This is a genomic window from Pseudomonas sp. R151218B TE3479, assembly GCF_053629195.1.
The window spans coordinates 735,801-750,190 of record NZ_JBRJHV010000001.1 but is presented as its reverse complement, the minus strand read 5'-3'; the positions used below and the strand labels follow the sequence as shown (position 1 = coordinate 750,190).

General features: G+C 61.5%; 17 protein-coding genes. 8 read left to right on the top strand and 9 right to left on the bottom strand.

Features of this window, described 5'->3' with window-relative positions; translation table 11 throughout:
- Nucleotides 1-369 precede the first annotated feature (369 nt).
- The 4 genes from glnK to sutA all read left to right on the top strand — a co-directional run bounded on the left by glnK (nt 370) and on the right by sutA (nt 3,140).
- Nucleotides 370-708 carry a P-II family nitrogen regulator gene (glnK, locus tag AB7M32_RS03535; protein ID WP_002555808.1) on the top strand — a complete coding sequence of 113 codons (339 nt, stop codon included), beginning with the start codon at nt 370-372 and terminating at the stop codon, nt 706-708.
- A gap of 33 nt (nt 709-741) precedes the next feature.
- A complete protein-coding gene (locus AB7M32_RS03530; RefSeq protein WP_060740085.1) occupies nt 742-2,076 on the top strand; it encodes an ammonium transporter in 1,335 nt (444 codons plus the stop codon).
- A 212-nt stretch (nt 2,077-2,288) separates the two neighbouring features.
- Complete coding sequence (locus AB7M32_RS03525) at nt 2,289-2,714, top strand: secondary thiamine-phosphate synthase enzyme YjbQ (RefSeq protein WP_454249095.1); 426 nt, start codon at nt 2,289-2,291, stop codon at nt 2,712-2,714.
- A 102-nt stretch (nt 2,715-2,816) separates the two neighbouring features.
- A complete protein-coding gene (gene sutA, locus AB7M32_RS03520; protein ID WP_072406034.1) occupies nt 2,817-3,140 on the top strand; it encodes a transcriptional regulator SutA in 324 nt (107 codons plus the stop codon).
- Nucleotides 3,141-3,747: 607 nt separating this feature from the next.
- Here the strand turns inward: sutA and AB7M32_RS03515 are convergent.
- Genes AB7M32_RS03515 through lptM form a run of 6 tightly spaced genes read right to left on the bottom strand, consistent with a single transcriptional unit; the run spans nt 3,748 to nt 8,349 of the window.
- Complete coding sequence (locus AB7M32_RS03515) at nt 3,748-4,452, bottom strand: HAD family hydrolase (RefSeq protein ID WP_454249094.1); 705 nt, start codon at nt 4,450-4,452, stop codon at nt 3,748-3,750.
- On the bottom strand, nt 4,449-5,348 hold the full coding sequence (gene xerC, locus AB7M32_RS03510) for a tyrosine recombinase XerC (RefSeq protein WP_060740088.1): 900 nt from the start codon (nt 5,346-5,348) through the stop codon (nt 4,449-4,451). Before xerC ends, AB7M32_RS03515 begins: the two co-directional genes overlap by 4 nt.
- A 2-nt stretch (nt 5,349-5,350) precedes the next feature.
- The gene (locus AB7M32_RS03505) at nt 5,351-6,073 is read right to left on the bottom strand and encodes a DUF484 family protein (protein WP_060740089.1); all 723 of its coding nucleotides are present in this window, start codon (nt 6,071-6,073) and stop codon (nt 5,351-5,353) included.
- Between the two features lie 13 nt (nt 6,074-6,086).
- A complete protein-coding gene (dapF, locus tag AB7M32_RS03500) occupies nt 6,087-6,917 on the bottom strand; it encodes a diaminopimelate epimerase (protein WP_454249093.1) in 831 nt (276 codons plus the stop codon).
- A gap of 4 nt (nt 6,918-6,921) precedes the next feature.
- The gene (gene lysA, locus AB7M32_RS03495; protein ID WP_092174851.1) at nt 6,922-8,169 is read right to left on the bottom strand and encodes a diaminopimelate decarboxylase; all 1,248 of its coding nucleotides are present in this window, start codon (nt 8,167-8,169) and stop codon (nt 6,922-6,924) included.
- Nucleotides 8,170-8,178: 9 nt separating this feature from the next.
- Nucleotides 8,179-8,349 carry an LPS translocon maturation chaperone LptM gene (gene lptM, locus AB7M32_RS03490; protein ID WP_072406122.1) on the bottom strand — a complete coding sequence of 57 codons (171 nt, stop codon included), beginning with the start codon at nt 8,347-8,349 and terminating at the stop codon, nt 8,179-8,181.
- A gap of 185 nt (nt 8,350-8,534) precedes the next feature.
- Between lptM and cyaY the strand changes: the two genes are divergently transcribed.
- From cyaY to rnk, 3 genes are all read left to right on the top strand, one after another.
- Nucleotides 8,535-8,867, top strand: coding sequence for an iron donor protein CyaY (gene cyaY / locus AB7M32_RS03485; RefSeq protein ID WP_072406120.1), 333 nt, complete (start codon nt 8,535-8,537; stop codon nt 8,865-8,867).
- A 4-nt stretch (nt 8,868-8,871) separates the two neighbouring features.
- Complete coding sequence (locus AB7M32_RS03480) at nt 8,872-9,090, top strand: DUF1289 domain-containing protein (protein ID WP_454249092.1); 219 nt, start codon at nt 8,872-8,874, stop codon at nt 9,088-9,090.
- Nucleotides 9,091-9,395: 305 nt separating this feature from the next.
- Complete coding sequence (rnk, locus tag AB7M32_RS03475; protein ID WP_060740094.1) at nt 9,396-9,806, top strand: nucleoside diphosphate kinase regulator; 411 nt, start codon at nt 9,396-9,398, stop codon at nt 9,804-9,806.
- Nucleotides 9,807-9,819: 13 nt separating this feature from the next.
- Here rnk and AB7M32_RS03470 read toward each other — a convergent pair whose 3' ends face one another.
- From AB7M32_RS03470 to AB7M32_RS03460, 3 genes are all read right to left on the bottom strand, one after another.
- Nucleotides 9,820-12,660 (bottom strand): class I adenylate cyclase, encoded by a 2,841-nt coding sequence (locus AB7M32_RS03470; RefSeq protein ID WP_454249091.1) that lies wholly within the window; start codon nt 12,658-12,660, stop codon nt 9,820-9,822.
- Nucleotides 12,661-12,829: 169 nt separating this feature from the next.
- Nucleotides 12,830-13,078, bottom strand: coding sequence for a TIGR02647 family protein (locus tag AB7M32_RS03465; protein ID WP_060740096.1), 249 nt, complete (start codon nt 13,076-13,078; stop codon nt 12,830-12,832).
- A 236-nt stretch (nt 13,079-13,314) separates the two neighbouring features.
- Nucleotides 13,315-13,599: a hypothetical protein gene (locus AB7M32_RS03460; RefSeq protein ID WP_025216092.1), complete on the bottom strand. Its 285-nt coding sequence runs from the start codon at nt 13,597-13,599 to the stop codon at nt 13,315-13,317.
- 124 nt (nt 13,600-13,723) lie between these two features.
- On the opposite strand from AB7M32_RS03460, the gene AB7M32_RS03455 reads away from it, so the two are divergent.
- On the top strand, nt 13,724-14,383 hold the full coding sequence (locus tag AB7M32_RS03455) for a glutathione S-transferase family protein (RefSeq protein ID WP_454249090.1): 660 nt from the start codon (nt 13,724-13,726) through the stop codon (nt 14,381-14,383).
- Nucleotides 14,384-14,390: the final 7 nt, after the last annotated feature.

Sequence of the window (14,390 nt, the reverse complement as noted above, 5' to 3'; positions counted from 1 at the left end):
CTATAGTCAATTCGCAAGCCAGGGATGCACGCTTTTCGCGCATGCGGCCGGGCGCCGCTGCACTGTTGTTGTGCGTATCGCTGCAGTTAGTGGTGCGGTGCACGTCGAACCGGTAGCCAAGGGGCTGAAATCAGAGGGTTTGGGCACAGATGGCAAGGTTTCTGCTTAGAGGCTGATGACCCATGCACTGATGCAGTCGCTGTGACGAATGCAGTGCAGCAGGCGGAACGGGGAGTTTCGTCAGGATCGGTTAACTGGCACCTGTCGGGCAACTTGGGCCGACGACGCGTTACAAAGCCAGGCACTGCGCTTAGACTTGAGTCGGGTTTGTTTTCCTGGGGCAAGTCCACCAATTCGGGAGAAAGTTTCATGAAGCTAGTCACTGCCATCATCAAGCCGTTCAAGTTGGACGACGTGCGCGAGTCGTTGTCCGAGATCGGCGTGCAGGGCATTACCGTTACTGAGGTCAAAGGCTTCGGTCGGCAGAAGGGTCACACCGAGCTGTATCGCGGCGCGGAATATGTGGTCGATTTCCTGCCCAAGGTGAAGATCGATGTCGCCATTGACGACAAGGATCTGGACCGGGTGATCGAGGCAATCACCAAGGCCGCCAACACCGGCAAGATCGGTGACGGAAAGATCTTTGTGGTCAATCTGGAACAGGCTATCCGCATCCGTACCGGCGAAACCGATACCGACGCTATCTAAGCCGCCAAACCCAACGCCCCAGGAGAAAACAATATGACTCTGCGTAAATTCGCAGGGCTAGGAGCCCTGTTGTCCTTCGCAATGCCTGGCCTGGCCATGGCAGAAGAAGCGGCAGCCCCCGTCCTGAACTCCGGCGACACCGCCTGGATGCTCACGGCCACGATTCTTGTACTGTTCATGACCATTCCAGGCCTGGCACTGTTCTACGGTGGCATGGTCCGTTCGAAGAACATTCTTTCCGTGATGATGCAGTGCTTTGCCATTACCGGTCTGATCAGCATCCTGTGGGTCATCTATGGCTACAGCATCGCGTTCGACACCACCGGCATGGAGCAGGGCGTCGTCAACTTCAACTCCTTCATTGGCGGTTTTGGCAAAGCGTTCCTGGCGGGCGTCACGCCAGCCAGCCTGACCGGCCCGGCGGCGCTGTTCCCTGAAGCGGTGTTCATCACCTTCCAGATGACCTTCGCCATCATTACCCCGGCCCTGATCGTTGGTGCATTTGCCGAGCGGATGAAGTTCTCCGCCATGCTGATCTTCATGGGCGTGTGGTTCACCCTGGTGTATGCACCGATTGCGCACATGGTCTGGTCCGGCAACGGCGGCCTGATGTGGGACTGGGGCGTGCTGGACTTCGCTGGCGGCACCGTGGTGCACATCAACGCCGGTATCGCCGGTCTGGTGGCGTGCCTGGTATTGGGCAAGCGCAAAGGCTTCCCGACCACGCCAATGGCACCGCATAACCTGGGTTACACCCTGATGGGCGCGGCCATGCTGTGGGTCGGCTGGTTCGGCTTCAACGCCGGTTCCGCTGTCGCCGCCAACGGCACTGCCGGCATGGCGATGCTGGTGACCCAGATCGCTACCGCTGCGGCGGCGCTGGGCTGGATGTTTGCCGAGTGGATCACCCATGGCAAGCCAAGCGCGCTGGGCATTGCCTCGGGCGTGGTGGCCGGCCTGGTTGCAATCACCCCGGCTGCCGGCACCGTGGGCCCGATGGGCGCCCTGGTCATCGGCTTGGCGGCGGGCGTGGTGTGCTTCTTCTGCGCCACTACCCTCAAGCGCAAGCTCGGTTATGACGACTCCCTGGATGCCTTCGGCGTACATGGCATCGGCGGTATTCTCGGCGCGATCCTGACCGGTGTGTTCGCCGCACCGGCCCTGGGTGGCTTCGGCACCGTGACCGATATCGGCGCGCAAGTGTGGATTCAATTCAAGGGCGTGGGTTTCACGGTGGTCTACACCGCGATCGTCACCTTCATCATCCTCAAGGTCCTGGACGCCGTCATGGGTCTGCGTGTCACCGAGGAAGAAGAAGCTGTGGGCCTGGATCTGGCCCAGCACAACGAGCGTGGCTACAACCTGTAAGCACACGCAACAAAAAATGCCCGGTTCGCCGGGCATTTTTTTGCCTGGAATTTGTCATTGCTCAAAAGGTGGAGCAGTTTTTCCGACGCCTTTTGTTGTGGATGCGACATGGGTTTTTATACCGCCAAAGGCTTACATCGAAGCAGGAATATTAGGGCCTTTGTTTTTTCCCAGAGCGCGCTAGAATGCGCGCCGAACGTGCGGAGATCTGTATGTGGCAACAGACGCTGATAACCCTGCGGGCAAGGCCCCGGGGCTTTCATCTGGTGACAGACGAGTTGCTGGCCGGCCTGCCTGAACTCCAGGCATGTCGTGTCGGTCTGTTGCATCTGTGGCTGCAGCATACCTCGGCCTCGTTGACCATCAACGAGAACGCCGATCCGGCGGTACGTCGAGACTTCGAACGATTTTTCAATCGGCTGATCCCACAAGGAACCGCCGGTTATGAGCACAACGACGAAGGCTTGGACGACCTCCCGGCGCACTTCAAGGCCAGTGTGCTCGGTTGTCAGCTCAGCCTGCCGGTGACGGCGGGACAGCTGGCATTGGGAACCTGGCAAGGTGTTTATCTGGGCGAGCACCGTGATCACGGCGGTGCTCGTAAAGTCCTTGCCACCTTGTACGGTGAAGGGGCATAACCGCTGATTGCCAGCGGATGTTGAATTTTTTCCGGCAGCCTTCGAACAGATGGCGAAGCTGGGCTATAACTAATCTGCTTTTCGCAAGTCATGAGGTAGAACATGAGCGACGATGATCTGGAAAACGACGACCTCGAAGTAGGCGACGAAGACGAGACCGAAGAAGGCCTTGAAGTGGCGGCTGAAGACGTTGCCGAAGACGATGGCGCCGACGTTCCGGCACCTACCGCCAAGGGCAAGGCCAAGGCTGCGGTGTCGGTCGATGAATTGCCGAGCGTAGAGGCCAAGAACAAGGAGCGTGATGCGCTCGCCAAAGCCATGGAGGAGTTCCTGGCTAGAGGCGGTAAGGTGCAGGAAGTGGAAGCCAACGTGGTCGCTGATCCGCCCAAGAAGCCTGACAACAAGTATGGCAGCCGCCCTATCTGAGTATCGGCTTCTTGCTTGCTGAAAAAGCCCGCCGTCGCTGCGGGCTTTTTCATGGGCGCGATTCTATTCCGGGCCAGGCGCAGTCCCTGTGGCAGCGAGCTTGCTCACGATAGCGGTGGGTCTGTTGGCATTGATGTTGGCTGTGCCGCCGTCATCGCGAGCAAGCTCGCTCCCACAGGGTTCTTTGTCGGGCGGGGAGTTGCGGGACACAGCCGCTCCAGGGTGGAAGCGAGCTTGCTCGCGATAGCGGTGGGTCTGTTGGCATTGATGTTGGGTGTGCCGCCGTCATCGCGAGCAAGCTCGCTCCCACAGGGTTCTTTGTCGGGCGGGGAATTGCGGGACACAGCCGCTCCAGGGTGGGAGCGAGCTTGCTCACGATAGCGGTGGGTCTGTTGGCATTGATGTTGGGTGTGCCGCCGTCATCGCGAGCAAGCTCGCTCCCACAGGGTTCTTTGTCGGGCGGGGAATTGCGGGACACACCCGCTCCAGGGTGGGAGCGAGCTTGCTCGCGATAGCGGTGGGTCTGTTGGCATTGATGATGGCTGTGCCGCCGTCATCGCGAGCAAGCTCGCTCCCACAGAGGGCTTTGGCGGCTGTGAAGCAGGGTTCAGGGTTGGCTATGCCACCCAGCCAGTAGCCCCGGCAGTTCGGTCAGGCTGCGAATCTCCGCATCCGGTGCGTGATCGGCATCCCAGGCCTTGCCTGCCGGGTTGAACCACACCGCGCGCAGCCCGGCCTGTTGGGCGCCGGCGATGTCGTCGCCCGGGTGATCGCCAATGTGCACGGCGGTCTGTGCCGTGGCGCCGCCGCGCTGCAGGGCTTCGTGGAACAACCGGGCGTCAGGCTTGGCGATGCCGATGTCTTCGGCGCACAAGGCGAACTTGAAGTAGTCCGCGAGCCCCAGGCGTCGCACGTCGGCGTTGCCATTGGTGACCACGCCGAGGGCGAAATGATTGGCCAGGATTTCCAGGGTGGGCTGTACCTCGGGAAAAATTTCCAACTGATGACGGGCGTGCAGGAACGTCTCGAAGGCCTGGTCCGCCAGTTCAGAGGCGTGCCACTGGTCGTAGCCGGCTTCCTGCAAGGCACGGAACAGCACTCGCCGGCGCAACGCACTGATGCGATGCTTGAGGTTGGGTTCTTCGCGCAACACTTGCTCACGAATCGAAAAAAGATGCTCCACCGGCAGCCCGCCCAGGTTCGGTGCGTTGTCGGTCAGCCATTGGCGGAGTATGGCTTCGGCGCTGGCGATCACCGGGGCGGTGTCCCACAGGGTGTCGTCCAGGTCGAAAGTGATGAGTTCGATGGTCATGATTCGTCGCCCTTGATGCGTTTGGCCCTGGGGTGGGCACTGTCATAGACCGTCGCCAGGTGCTGGAAGTCCAGGTGGGTGTAGATCTGTGTCGTCTTGATGTCCGAGTGGCCCAGCAGCTCTTGAACGGCGCGCAGGTCCTGGGAGGACTCCAGCAAATGGCTGGCGAAGGAGTGCCTGAGCATGTGTGGGTGCAGGTTCTGCCCCAACTCGCGTTCGCCAGCGGCCTTGACCCGCAATTGAATTGCCCGCGGGCCGAGGCGCCGCCCGCGTTGGCTGACGAACACCGCGTCGTCGGCGGGGTTGGCCAGGGCCCGCAGGGGCAACCACAGTTCCAGGGCTTCACGGGCCTTGCGGCCGACGGGCAGCAGGCGGGTCTTGCTGCCCTTGCCGAGCACCTGGACCATGCCGTCGGCCAGGTCCAGTTGATCCAGGTTAAGCCCCGTCAGCTCTGAAAGCCGCAGGCCGGAAGAATAGAACAGCTCGAGAATCGCCTGGTCGCGCCGGGCCAGGAAGTCATCTTCGACGGCGCCTTCAAGCAATTGCAGGGCGCGGTCGGTATCGAGGGTCTTGGGCAGCCGGCGTTCGCCCTTGGGCGGTGCCAGGCCGGTGGCCGGATCGTGATCGCACAGGCCTTCGCGATTGAGGTAGTGATACAGGCCACGCACCGCCGACAACAGGCGCGCCAGGCTGCGGGAGGACTGTCCCTGTTGGTGCAGGCGGGCGATCAGGCTGCGCAAGCGCTGGATGTCCAGGGCCGACCAACTGCCGATGTTCTGCTTCTGGCACCAGCCCAGCACTTTTTCCAGATCACGGCGATAGGCCAACAACGTGTGGGGCGACACCTGACGCTCACTGCGCAGGTGTTCGCAGTAGGCGTCCAGTTGCCGCTCCATCATCAGCGTACCGAGCGCAGCGAACCGGCGACTCTTGGCAGCACCCGGCCGGTGACTTCGGCGATGTAGCTCAAGAACAGCGTGCCCACCGAACTCTTGTAGTGCTGCGGATCGCGACTGGCGATGGCCAGCACGCCGTGCACGCCCTGGTGGGCGATGGCGACGACGGCGGTGGAGCCGATCTGCTTGCGCTGTTCTTCTCCGAACAGGAAGTCCAACTCATGTTCGCGCAGGCTGCCGCTGACGCTTTTGTTTTCCGTGAGCAGGCCGCCGATGGCCGTCTGCGCTTCGGCGTGGGTCACCCAGCGGCCTACCGGCATGGCGTTGTCGCCAAACAGGATCAGGCTGACAAAGGGCACCTGGAAATCCTGGCGCAGGCTGTCTTCGACGCTCATGACCAGGTCTTCGAGGGTGCTGGCGTCCATCAGGGCCAGGATCAGTCGACGGGTCTTGTCGAAGAGCCGGTCGTTGTCCCGGGCCACGTCCATCAGGTGCGAAAGACGATGGCGCATTTCGATGTTGCGCTCGCGCAGGATTTTCATCTGGTGCTCCACCAGCGACACGGTGTCGCCGCGTCGGTGGGGGATGCGCATCGTCGCAAGCAGTTCTTCATGCTCGACGAAAAAGTCCGGATGAGCCTCCAGGTAAGCGGTCACGGCCGCGACTTCTGGAAGGCTGGGCGATTCGTCGGGCTGTGGGGCTGGAACCTGTGGCTGATCGGTCATGGGTTTGGCTCACTCAAAGACGAACTTGTCCTTCGTATACGCGCACTGCCGGGCCGGTCATCATCACCGGTTGGCCAGGGCCTGCCCATTCGATGGACAAGCGCCCGCCGGGCAGGTCGATCAACAATGGCGAATCCATCCACCCCTGGCTGATCGCAGCGACGGCAGCGGCACAGGCGCCGGTACCGCAGGCCTGGGTTTCCCCGGCACCGCGTTCCCAGACACGCAATTGTGCGCGGTGACGGTCGATGACTTGCAGGAAACCGACATTCACCCGCGCAGGGAAGCGCGGATGGTGTTCGATTTTCGGCCCCAGCTCATGCACCGGGGCACTGTTGATATCGGCCACTTGCAGCACGGCATGGGGGTTGCCCATGGAGACTGCCGCCAGTTCCACCGTGGTGCCGTCGACTTCCACCTGATAGCTCAAGGCCTGGGCCGGCGCTTCGAATGGAATGTCCGCCGGTACCAGGCGTGGAGCGCCCATGTTGACGCCGATCTGGCCGTCGCTGCGCACATCCAGTTCGATGATGCCGCCCTTGGTCTCGACGCGGATCTGCCGCTTGGCGGTCAGGCGCTTGTCTAGCACGAAGCGGGCGAAGCAGCGCGCGCCGTTGCCGCATTGCTCCACTTCCGAGCCGTCGGCGTTGAAGATCCGATAACGGAAATCCACGTCCGGGTTGTTGGGCGCCTCGACGATCAGCAACTGATCGAAGCCGATACCGGTGTGCCGGTCTCCCCATTGCTTGGCATGCTTGGGCAGGATATGCGCGTGCTGGCTGACCAGGTCGAGGACCATGAAGTCATTGCCCAGGCCGTGCATCTTGGTAAAACGCAGCAGCATGGTTTTACTCCGGCAGCAGGCTTTCGCCGGCAAACAACTCGGCTACCGTCTCGCGGCGACGCACTTCGAATGCCTGATCACCGTCCACCAGCACCTCGGCGCAACGGCCGCGGGTGTTGTAGTTGGAACTCATGACAAACCCGTAGGCACCGGCCGAATGCACGGCCAGCAAGTCGCCTTCTTCCAGCGCCAGCTCCCGACCCTTGGCCAGGAAGTCACCGGTTTCGCAGATCGGCCCGACGATGTCGTAGGGGCGGGCCGCGGTGTCGCGAGGGCGCACGGCGGTGACGTCCATCCACGCCTGGTACAGCGCCGGGCGGATCAGATCGTTCATCGCCGCATCAACGATGGCGAAATCCTTGTGCTCGGTGTGCTTGAGGTATTCGACCTGGGTCAGCAGCACGCCGGCATTGGCCACGATATAGCGGCCGGGCTCGAACATCAGCGCCAGGTCACGGCCTTCGAGGCGCTCGCGCACCGTCTTGATGTAGTCGGCCACCAGCGGCGGCTCTTCATCGCGATAGCGCACGCCGACACCGCCACCCAGGTCGATGTGGCGCAGGTAGATGCCGCAGTCGCCGAGGCGGTCGACCAGCGCCAGCAAGCGGTCGAGGGCATCGATGAACGGTTCGAGGGTGGTCAGTTGCGAGCCGATGTGGCAATCGACGCCCAGCACTTCCAGGTTCGGCAGTTGGGCGGCGCGTACGTACACGTCCTCGGCGTCGGCAATGGCGATGCCGAACTTGTTTTCCTTCAGACCGGTGGAAATGTACGGGTGGGTGCCAGCGTCGACGTCCGGGTTCACGCGCAAGGAAACCGGCGCGCGAACGCCCAGCTCGGCGGCGACAACCTGCAGGCGCTCCAGCTCATCGGTGGATTCGATGTTGAAGCAGTGCACGCCGACTTCCAGGGCACGGCGCATGTCTTCGCGGGTCTTGCCGACGCCGGAGAACACGATCTTGTCGGCGCTGCCGCCGGCGGCCAGCACACGCTCGAGCTCGCCACCGGAGACGATGTCGAAACCGGCACCCAGGCGCGCCAGGACATTGAGCACACCCAGGTTGGAGTTGGCCTTGACGGCGAAACACACCAGGTGCGGCATGCCGTCGAGAGCATCGGCGAACGTCCGATACTGGGCTTCAATGTGGGCACGGGAATAGACATAGGTCGGCGTGCCGAAACGTTCGGCGATCGCGGACAGGGCAACTCCTTCCGCGAACAGCTCCCCGCCACGGTAGTTAAAAGCGTCCATGGCGTTCCCTTAGTAAGTGGTGTGGGTGTCGTGCGAGTGTGTCTTGGATTGCGACGACTTGGCCTGTTCTTCAGGGGACTTGCTGTCATCAGGCAGGTACAGCGGACCTTTTTGACCACAGGCTGTCACGAGGCAGGCAACCGCGACGAGCGCAGCAAGGGAAGAGATCAGGCGCTTCATGGCGAAATCCTTGAAAATGCATTAATTGCGCCGGAGTATACCGGCCACCCGTCAGCTTGCCTATGCAACGGGGCGCCCGTCCGGCGGCACTGTTGTCGTTGATCGGTATATCCTTTGCAATCGCCGGGCGGCGTCCGTATCTTGCGGCGCTTGAGCATGAGCAGACATTTTCGAGGTTGCCGCAAATGAGTTTGACTGAAGCCCGTTTCCACGATCTGGTCGATGCGACCCAGCAAACGCTGGAGGATGTGTTCGATGACAGTGGCCTGGACATTGACCTGGAAATCTCCGCCGGTGTACTCACCGTCAAGTTCGAAAACGGCAGCCAACTGATCTTCAGTCGCCAGGAGCCGTTGCGGCAGCTGTGGCTGGCGGCGGTCTCCGGTGGCTTTCATTTCGACTACGACGAGGAAAGCGAGCGCTGGATGTGCGACAAGAGCGAAGAGCAACTGGGCGAGATGCTCGAGCGCATCGTCAAGCAGCAGGCGGGCGCGGAGCTCGAGTTCGAAGGCCTGTGACGGCGTGAGCCAGACCGCCCCGCCACGGCCCCCCAAGCCGCTCTACAGCAACGTCAGCCCCGCCGTGCCGTCGCCGTGCACCAGCGTGTGCAAGCTGGATGAACAGAAGGTCTGCCTTGGCTGTTTCCGCCATGTGGAAGATATCCGCGAATGGCGCTCGGCCGATGATGAGCGCCGGCGGGTTATCTGTGCCGAGGCGGCTAAGCGCAAATCTCTGAGGTAACCATTGGCCTTGGAAGCTTTTGTGGCGAGGGAGCTTGCTCCCGCTCGGCTGCGCAGCAGTCGCAAGATATTGGGGGCGCTTCGCAACCCAGCGGGAGCAAGCTCCCTCGCCACAAGGGTTCGGCGTCTCACATTCGTTTGTTCGTGAGCGACCCATTGGTACGGCTAGACCCCGCCCGTCTTGTTTATTTATTGAGCTGTGATAGTGTCCGGTTACGCCTCAATCCATCGAGGCCCGTGAAAACCCCGCCTTTCTGTGGCGGGGTTTTGCTTTTTTTGTGCAGAAGAAAGGAGTCTGCCTGGATCATGACCGCACCTTCCATCACCCTTACCCGCCTGGACGTACAGCGTCTGGAACGCCTGATCGACAGTCTTGATGAAACGCTGCCAGGCGTGATTGCGTTGCAAACCGAACTGGATCGCGCCGAGAACGTGGTGGGCCACGAAGAAGTGCCTGCCGATGTCGTGACCATGAACTCGCGTGTGCACTGCCGCGAAGAAAGCAGCGGCAAGGACTATCACCTGACGTTGGTATATCCGCAGGACGCCAATGCCGACGAAGGCCGGATCTCGATCCTGGCGCCGGTGGGCAGTGCCTTGCTGGGCCTGAAGGTCGGCCAGCACATCGACTGGCCGGCCCCGGGCGGCAAGACGTTGAAACTGACCTTGCTGGACGTCGAATACCAGCCCGAAGCAGGCGGCGATTTCCACCTCTGAGTGCCCGGGTGCTTCAGACCAGAGCCAGCGCCTCGTTCAGGGCGCGTTCCAGGTCGGCCTTGTAGCGCAGGTACAAATTGCTTGAGCAGGCCCCGTCGCCCACCAGCCCCGAGAGGTCCAGGTCGGTGATGTAGCAGCGGTAGCGCTGGGCTTCGCGGCGCTGTTCGACGATCTCCCTGGCGACCACGCGGAACAGTTGGTCGCCATGTTCCAGTTCGGAAAATTCCTGCTGATCGCAGTACAGGGTGACGTGCACCTGCCCGTGCGCCGCTTTGCCGATGATCGCCTGCACGTCATAGAACGGCTTATTGACCGGTGTCTGCGGGGCTTGCCGCGCTTCGATCCGGCGCGCCCGGCCACCTGAAGGCAGCAACTGGTAGTACAGGGTTTCCAGGGTCAGCGGCTGGGCGGCGTCCAGCGGCAGCAGGGCGTCGCGACGGTACAGCACCGATTGCAGAAAGCGCTGCAGCGGCACCAGCAGGCTTTGCTCGTCGTGATAGGGCACGTGTTGTTGCCACAGAGCGTTGAATTCATCGAGCACGTACAGATCGGCTTCGTCCTCGTTGGTGCGGTAGAACACCTGGATGCACTCGGGCTGGCCCATGGGCAGGATCAGCGCCAGGTCGTGGTCTTCCAGGGCCATCGGGTCCAAGTGCAAGGGGCTGTAGGCCGTCAGTTCCTCGCCCAGATAATCCATCAGCGCCGACAAGCTGCCCAGGGCCACGTGATTGACCTGGCCGGGCACCAGTTCCAGCACGTGGTAATGCTGCTGGACCTGAAGCAGGTAGCGGTGATTGAGCCTGCTCAACAGCAGGGTCTGCGCCGTTTCGATGACTTCCTCGACACGCCGTGCAATGAATTGGGCGCGGTTGTGGCAGAAGCAGCGCACCTGCAGGCGCGGTTGGCGCTGGGTGACGGGCAGGTCGTTGAGGTAGTCGCGCAGGCAGTCGAGCAGGGCGTGCTCGCCGTCGAAGCGGTTGACCAGCACTTCGTTCCAGCTGTTGAGCGTAACCTGGTCGAGGGTCAGTACCAGGTTTTCCCGGACCCCGGCATAGCTCAGGGAGTCGGTACGCTCGGTGGTCATCAGGATATTCAGGTCGCGATGGTGCTTGAGCGGATCGACGCCGACGTTCACCAGGATCAGCACTTCGCTGGGCACGCTGGCGCGCAGCAACTGCGCTTCATCCACCGTGACCAGGGGCAGGGCGATGGACTGTTGCAGGCTGCCCAGCAGGTTGAACAGTTCGAACTCGCTCAGGTCACTGTCACCTGGGTGCAGCGCCAGGCGCGTGCTGCTGTCGATCACGCCGTTGCGATGGCACCAGGTCAACAGCTCCAGCAACTCGCGGCAACGCTTGATCGGCGCGAAGTTCTCCCACTCCAGGGCGTTGAGGCTGCCGTTGTACAGGCCCCACTGGTTCTGCCCCGGTTCCTTCTTGTTGGGTGACTGGACCAGCGTCAGGGTGTCTTCGGCCAAGTCCGGCGCGATACCGGGGTTGATGAACTCGACCTTGTCGGCCTTGCGCTCGAAGGCGGCATACAAGCGCCGGCCAAGCACGTTGAGATCGCGCTTGTTGATCAGGCTGACGGTTTTCTCGGTGCGGGCGAACTGGGTCAGGAAGCGGTAGCTGTGGGTGAGTTCATTGACCAGTGCGCGGCGCTCGTGGCTGACCTGGCGGACTTTCCACTGGCTGCGGCTGTCCAGCAATGCCAGTTGACGCTGGTCCCAGCCCCATTCCCGGGCCAGTCGCTCAAGCAGTACCCGTTGCCAGCCACTGCTGCGCGCCTGGCCGGTGAGTTTGCGATTGACCTTCAGGTACAGCGCGCGACGGATCAACTCCAGACGTTCGGGTTCGCCACGGGCATGGAGGTATTCCTCGATGCGGCGGTAGACCAGCATGTACGGGTCCAGCTCTTCCAGGTCCAGGCGATTGGCGAACACGGCCTGTTTGAAGCGCAGGCTCAGGCAGCGCACATTCGGGTGTTCGCTGGCATAGACCTCGGTCAGCAGCAGCTTGAGCACGGACTTGTAGGGCGATTCGATACCCTTGAACAGCTGCCAGAGCCCGGCGCCGACGAATTCGCCCGGCGGAATGTAGGCCAGGTGTCCCAGGTCCAGGGTTTCATCCGCGCGAATGAAGCGCTTGGACATCAGCGTATGGGTGTACTGCTCGTAGTTCTCTTCTTCATAGACCGGCACCAGCCACCAGATCGGCGTGCGCCCGGCCAGCCAGATCGCGGTGCGGTAAAACTCGTCCAGCAGCAGGTAATGCTGGGTGGTACCGCAATCGTCGGAACTGAGCTGGTTGTCCCGCTCGCCCCGCACGAAACGCTCCGGGTCGATCAGGAAAAAGTGGGCTTCGGCGCCCTGGGTCGCGGCCCAGATCTCCAGCAACTGGCATTTTTTGCGCAGCTCGGCCAGTTCATCGTCGCTCAGGCCAGGCCCGTGGCACACCCACACGTCCATGTCGCTCTGGTCGGCCTGGGCCAGGGTACCGAGGCTGCCCATCAGGAACAGGCCAAGGATCGGCCGCGGCGGATTGCTGCCGTGCCGGGGTTTGTAGGAAAACGAACGGGTCAGCCGCTGGGCTTCGGCGAGGACGTTGGCGTCAGGCTCGTAGTTCGACAGCCCGGCGGGCGTGCTGCCGGAGACGTAGCCGGGCAGCAGCGGATGGTTGACGTGGAAAAACAGCGGCAGCAGCGTCAGTACGCCTTGCTGGCGGGGGGACAGGCCTTCAAGGGCGCGCTCCAGCCGCACGGTGTTGAGCTTGAGAAAGCGTGCGCGCAACTGGCTCAGCACCTTGCGGTCGATTCCCTCGTCCAGATCGGGGCGTATTTCGTGATTGCGGGTCATGTCTGCTCAAACCGGCTTGCGGCGTCGAACGTGGGGTGATGGCAGGTTAGCGCCCGGTCTTGGGAATACTTAAGCTGAAAACAGGATTTTTGATGCCGGTTTCTTTACGCCGGGCGCCAGTGCGCCTGCGGAAATCCCGTAGAGGAGATTTCCGTGGGCGGCAGGGGGGTCAGGCGGCTTCTTGTTGAACGCTGAGTATCGTCAGGACGGTTTGGACATTTTGGGCGGCATCCCGTCCCAGGCTCGTCAGGTAACCACCATCGGGCTGGGTGATCAGGTCTTTCTCGTACAGGCGTTGGGCAGCGGCAATTGCTTTAGGGGCGGCGGTCTGATGAATTTTCAGGCCTTCCTGGGAACTGTCCAGGTTGAAGAGTGCAAGGATTTCCAGTTCGGCAACCAGCTCAGGGGTAAGCGACATAAGGACTCCAGACTTTCTAGGAATTTGGTCGACAGCTTCACTAAGGTGAGCGCACTCGGCCGAGCTGTCCAGTGTCAGTGTCATGGTTTTTTTGTTTTGGGGGCAAGAGAAGCCATTTGTCGTGGCGAGGGAGCTTGCTCCCGTTCGGCTGCGCAGCAGTCGTTAAGCTATTGGGGCCGCTTCGCGCCCCAGCGGGAGCAAACTCCCTCGCCACAGAAGCAACTTTGCCTGCCGGTTTATTTCTTTTCCGGCGGCAACTCGGGAAGGGCGCGCAGCGCCGTTTCGTACCATTGGGTGTCGAACGGGCGGTCTTCTTCGAGAATGGCGTCGATCTCATACGCCAGTACATGAGCCATGAGGTTGAGGATTTCTTCGCGCTCGTAACCGACCAGGGTCAGCTTGTTGAAGGTGGCCTTGGCTGCTGGCGGGTTGTCGCTTTCGATCTGGTTTTCGATGGCTTCGATCAACGTGTTCTCGACGAATTCTTCTTCGTCATTGTCGATATCGGTTGGCTCGCTCATGACCGGCTCCTGTAGGAAAGGTCGCCAGTTTACCTGCATTCAGCGGCGTGATGCGCCTGGCAAGAAATGCCTCGACGGTCTATAACGCAAGGCTGCCAACCCCGCACGGCCTGGAGGCTTTGTAATGCTCAAGCTTTATGGTTTCTCTGTCAGTAATTATTACAACATGGTCAAGCTGGCACTGTTGGAGAAGGGCGTGCCCTTCGAAGAAGTGCAGTTCTTTGGCAACCAGACCCCGGAAGCCCTGGCAATCAGCCCGCGCGGCAAGGTGCCGGTGTTGAAGACCGAGCAGGGTTTTATCAACGAGACCAGCGTCATCCTCGAATACATCGAGCAAACCCAACCGGGTAAAGCCCTGCTGCCGACCGACCCGTTCGAGCGCGCCCAGGTGTTGGCCTTGTGCCGGGAAATCGAGCTGTACATCGAGTTGCCGGGGCGGGCCTGCTATGGCGAGGCGTTTTTCGGCATGACGGTGGCCGATGCCATCAAGGAAAAGTCCAAGTCCGAATTGCTGCTGGGGTTCGCCTCGCTCGGCCGGCACGGCAAATTCTCGCCCTATGTGGCGGGAGACAGCCTGAGCATTGCCGACCTGTATTTCTACTACAGCCTTTCGCTGGCCTTGCAAGTGGGCAGGAAGGTCTTCGATATCGATTGGCTGGCAGACATGCCGGCGGCCAAGGCACTGATGGAGCGCTTGGAGCAGAACCCGAACGTGCAGCGGATCGCTGCGGACAGGGAGGCAGAGATGCCGGCGTTTTTGGCGATGATTGCTGCCAAGAAGTGAGCTTTTC